The 3,385-nt window shown below is 77.1% G+C and carries 4 protein-coding genes and 1 pseudogene; 2 read left to right on the top strand and 3 right to left on the bottom strand.

Annotated features, from left to right (window positions below):
* Together IDM29_RS15735 and IDM29_RS15730 are read right to left on the bottom strand one after the other, a co-directional pair.
* Nucleotides 1–355: pseudogene (locus tag IDM29_RS15735) on the bottom strand (hypothetical protein); the annotation flags it as partial.
* Entirely contained in the window at nt 352–1,053 is a 702-nt protein-coding gene (locus IDM29_RS15730) for a hypothetical protein (RefSeq protein ID WP_182111712.1), read from the bottom strand. The pseudogene IDM29_RS15735 and the gene IDM29_RS15730, both read right to left, overlap by 4 nt.
* 158 nt (nt 1,054–1,211) lie before the next feature.
* Here IDM29_RS15730 and IDM29_RS15725 point away from each other — a divergent pair, with 158 nt between their 5' ends.
* Nucleotides 1,212–1,442 carry a helix-turn-helix domain-containing protein gene (locus IDM29_RS15725; protein WP_182111713.1) on the top strand — a complete coding sequence of 77 codons (231 nt, stop codon included), beginning with the start codon at nt 1,212–1,214 and terminating at the stop codon, nt 1,440–1,442.
* Nucleotides 1,443–1,517: 75 nt separating this feature from the next.
* Nucleotides 1,518–2,525: a cation diffusion facilitator family transporter gene (locus IDM29_RS15720; protein ID WP_182111714.1), complete on the top strand. Its 1,008-nt coding sequence runs from the start codon at nt 1,518–1,520 to the stop codon at nt 2,523–2,525.
* A 30-nt stretch (nt 2,526–2,555) separates the two neighbouring features.
* On the opposite strand, the gene IDM29_RS15715 is transcribed toward IDM29_RS15720, so the two are convergent.
* Nucleotides 2,556–3,086, bottom strand: a complete 531-nt coding sequence (locus IDM29_RS15715) for a hypothetical protein (protein ID WP_182111715.1) — start codon at nt 3,084–3,086, stop codon at nt 2,556–2,558.
* Nucleotides 3,087–3,385 lie beyond the last annotated feature (299 nt).

Here is a 3,385-nt window from a genome sequence, read left to right as displayed (position 1 = left end):
GCGCGGACGTGCGGTCGGGCGCGGCGAGCGCGGCCGAGATCGCCTGCGCGACGTCGCCACCGGCCGCCACGACGGCGTCGGCACCCAGGTGCGCGAGCCCCGCGTCGCGGTCCCCGGCGAGCACGACCACACGCGCGCCGGACCCGCGGAGATGGTCGACCGCCTCGCGGTCGAGCCCGGGCAGGTCGGCCGAGACGACGGCGACAGTGCCAAGCCCGGCGGCCGCGGCGCCGAGCAGCTCGGCGAGGTCGGCGCAGCGGCGCGTCACCTCGAACCGCCCGCGCGCCGCGGTCAGGTCGCGGACCACGACCGTCTCCGCCGGGCCGCGGACGGCGCACAGGACGCCGGTCGTCACGACGTCCCCAGGCCGGGCACGACGACGACGTGCAGGCTGCCCTCCGCCGCGGTCACCGCGAGGACCTCGGAGAGCCGGTCCACCGGGACCAGGACGTGCACGGTCGTCGTCGCACCGACGGAGAACGCGCCCTCGGGCTCGGCGACCTCCGCGACGGTGAGTCCGGCCGCGACCTCGTAGGGCTCGGTCGCCTCGCCGGCGCCCGAGGCGTCGAGGCCGTCCGCGGCCGCGGGGACGAACCACAGGTCCACGGCCGCCCCCGGCGCCAGGCCGGACGGGAGCCCCGCGGGCACGCCGACCGCCACCGGACGCAGCCCGAGGTCGTCCTCCTGCGCCAGCGCACCACGCGGCACGAGCTCCCCCTGCGCCACGGGCCGCTGCACCACCAGGTCGTCCGGCAGCGGCTCCCCCGCGCCGAGGTAGGCGCCGGCCGCCGCGTCGAGGCGGACGTCACGGACCACGAGCACGGAGGCGTCGAGCACCTGGCCCGGCACGAGCGCCTGCTGCGCCACGTAGACGGGTACGGTGCGGCCCGCGGCCCCCACCGCCCAGGCGCCGAGCGCGACGGACAGGGCGACGAGCACGAGCCCGAGCAGCAGCCGCGGGTCGCGCCACCCCGGTCGCCGCAGGCGCGTCGCCACGGGACGCGCGAGGACGGGACGCTCCGCGGTCAGTACCGCCTGGTCCGTGGGTTCCATCTGCCTGCCTCGTCGTCGGGGGCCGCCGCCGCGCGGCCGGCGTGGTGCGAATCATGCCGTTCCGCCCGCGTTCGTGGGGATTCTGCCCGGCGAACGGGCCCCGGCGTCACTCCTGTGGACGAACGGTCCCGGCGCGAGGCGCGTGGCACACTGCCGCCATGGCACCCCGGTTCCTCACGCTCGCCGACGTGAGGGAGATCCTGAACATCTCCGCGCCGCAGGCGTACTCGCTCGTCAAGTCCGGCGAGCTGCCCGCGATCCAGATCGGCGGCAGGGGCGTCTGGCGCGTCGAGGCGAGCGAGCTCGAGGCGTACATCGAGCGCATGTACGCGCAGTCCCGCGCGCGCACCGAGGGCGCGGCCGCGCACGACGGCGGTCCGTCGGCCTGAGACCCGGGCCGCGCCGAGCGCGGCACCCCGCCCCGCTCGTGTCGCGCCCGGCGGGTCGGCGTGCTACGCCGGACCATGGCCACGGACCGGACGCCGGCCCCCGACACGGCCCCGGCGCGTCCGGACGCCGAGGGCGGCGGCGAGTCGACCCGCACGGTGGTCCTCGCGCTGCTGTCGAACCTGCTCGTCGCGATCGCCAAGACGGTGGCCGCCGTCGTCACCGGGGCCGCGGCGATGCTCGCCGAGGCTGCCCACTCGTGGGCGGACACGGGCAACGAGGTGTTCCTCGTCATCGCGCAGCGCCGCGGCGCTCGCCCGGCGGACGCCTCGCACCCGTTCGGGTACGGCCGCGAGGTCTACGTCTGGTCGCTGTTCGCGGCCATCGGTCTCTTCGCCGTCGGGGCCGGCGTCTCGGTCACCCACGGCATCCACGAGCTGACGGACCCCGAGCCGGCGACGGACTTCGCCGTGGCCTACGTCGTCCTGGGGGTCGCCTTCGTGCTCGAGGGCGTGTCGTTCCTCCAGGCGTGGCGCCAGAGCCGCGCGGAGGCCGAGCGCCGCCGGCGCGGCCTGCTGGAGCAGGTCCTCGCGACCTCGGACCCGACCGTGCGCGCCGTGTTCTTCGAGGACGCGGCCGCGCTCGTCGGCCTGGTGCTGGCCGCCGTCGGCATCGTGGCCAACCAGGTCACGGGCTCCCCCGTGCCCGACGCCGTCGGCTCGATCCTCGTCGGCCTCCTGCTCGGCGCCGTGGCCGTCGTCCTCATCTGGCGGAACCTGCGCTCGCTCGTGGGCGAGACGGTGGACCCGGCGCTCCAGGCCGCCGCGCTGCGCATGCTCCTGGCGATGCCCCAGGTCGCGCGCGTCACGCAGCTCCGGCTGGAGGTCGTCGGCGCCCGGCGCGTCTTCCTCAGCGGCGCCGTGGACCTCGCGGGCGACCCGGACGAGACCACCGCCGCGCACCGGCTCGCCGAGGTCGAGGCGGCGCTGCGCGCCCGGCCGGGCGTCGTCGGCGTCGTGCTCTCGCTGGCCGAGCCCGAGGAGCCCTCCCTGGTGCCGCCCGACGCCGGTGGGGCCGCCGGCTGAGCCACGTCCGCTGGGGCGCCCCGGCGCCCGTCAGAGGCTGCTGACCACCTGGATCGAGCCGAACGGCACGAGGCGGACCTCGCCCGTGGGGCGCGGCCCGTCGGGGTGGACGAGGGCGACGCCGAGGTGGTCCGCCCCCACCTCGTCGATCCGCCCGGTGAGCGCTCCGCCGGTCGTGACGACCCGCACCACGCTGCGGTCGCGCGAGACGGCGCGCAGCGCGTGACCGAGTCCGAGGCGCCGGACGGCCGCCGACTCGGGAACCGCGCTCGCGCGCCCGACGCCGGACGCCGAGGTCACCGCCGACAGCGGCACCAGGTGCTCGTGCCCGGCGTCCGTGACCAGCGCCCACACCGGCCCGACGTCGGTCAGCCGGCCCCGCACGCGGTCGGAGGCGAGCCACAGGGTCACCACCTCGCCGAGACCGCCGCGCAGGCGGTCGGCCAGCGTGACCGCCCCGCGCTCGGCCCGCGTCAGCTCCGCGACCTCCGCCTGGAGGTCGGCCACCTCGGCCGCCGCGAGCTGCAGCTCCATGTCCGCGAACAGGGCGTCCCATCTCACCGGCCCACCGTAGGGCGTGAGGGTTCCGGCCGACGCGGCGGGGCTAGTTGTCCACAACGGCACCCGACCCCTGGACAGACCATTGCGCACCCAACATGCTTCAGATGCATCAAACGACATCAAACGCGATGAACGGTGGCGAGATGACCTCACGGTGGCGGTTCGGCGCGGGGCTGGTGCGCTCGGGCGCGGCCTGCGCGGCCGCGGCGGGCGGCGCCGCCCTGCTCGCGACGCTGGCCGTCGACCGTGCCGCGCAGACGAACCTCGCCACGCCGGGCGGGGTGGAGGCCGGCGTCCTG

It is taken from the genome of Actinotalea sp. JY-7885, from assembly GCF_014525465.1.
Lineage (GTDB): Bacteria > Actinomycetota > Actinomycetes > Actinomycetales > Cellulomonadaceae > Actinotalea.
Note: the sequence above shows the minus strand (reverse complement) of the source record. Positions and strands in the feature narration are given on the sequence as shown.

Coding starts and splice junctions, on each gene's coding strand:
- IDM29_RS15725 (WP_182111713.1), top strand. CDS start 1,212: ATGGCACCCCGGTTCCTCACGCTCGCCGACGTGAGGGAGATCCTGAAC.
- IDM29_RS15730 (WP_182111712.1), bottom strand. CDS start 1,053: ATGGAACCCACGGACCAGGCGGTACTGACCGCGGAGCGTCCCGTCCTC.
- IDM29_RS15720 (WP_182111714.1), top strand. CDS start 1,518: ATGGCCACGGACCGGACGCCGGCCCCCGACACGGCCCCGGCGCGTCCG.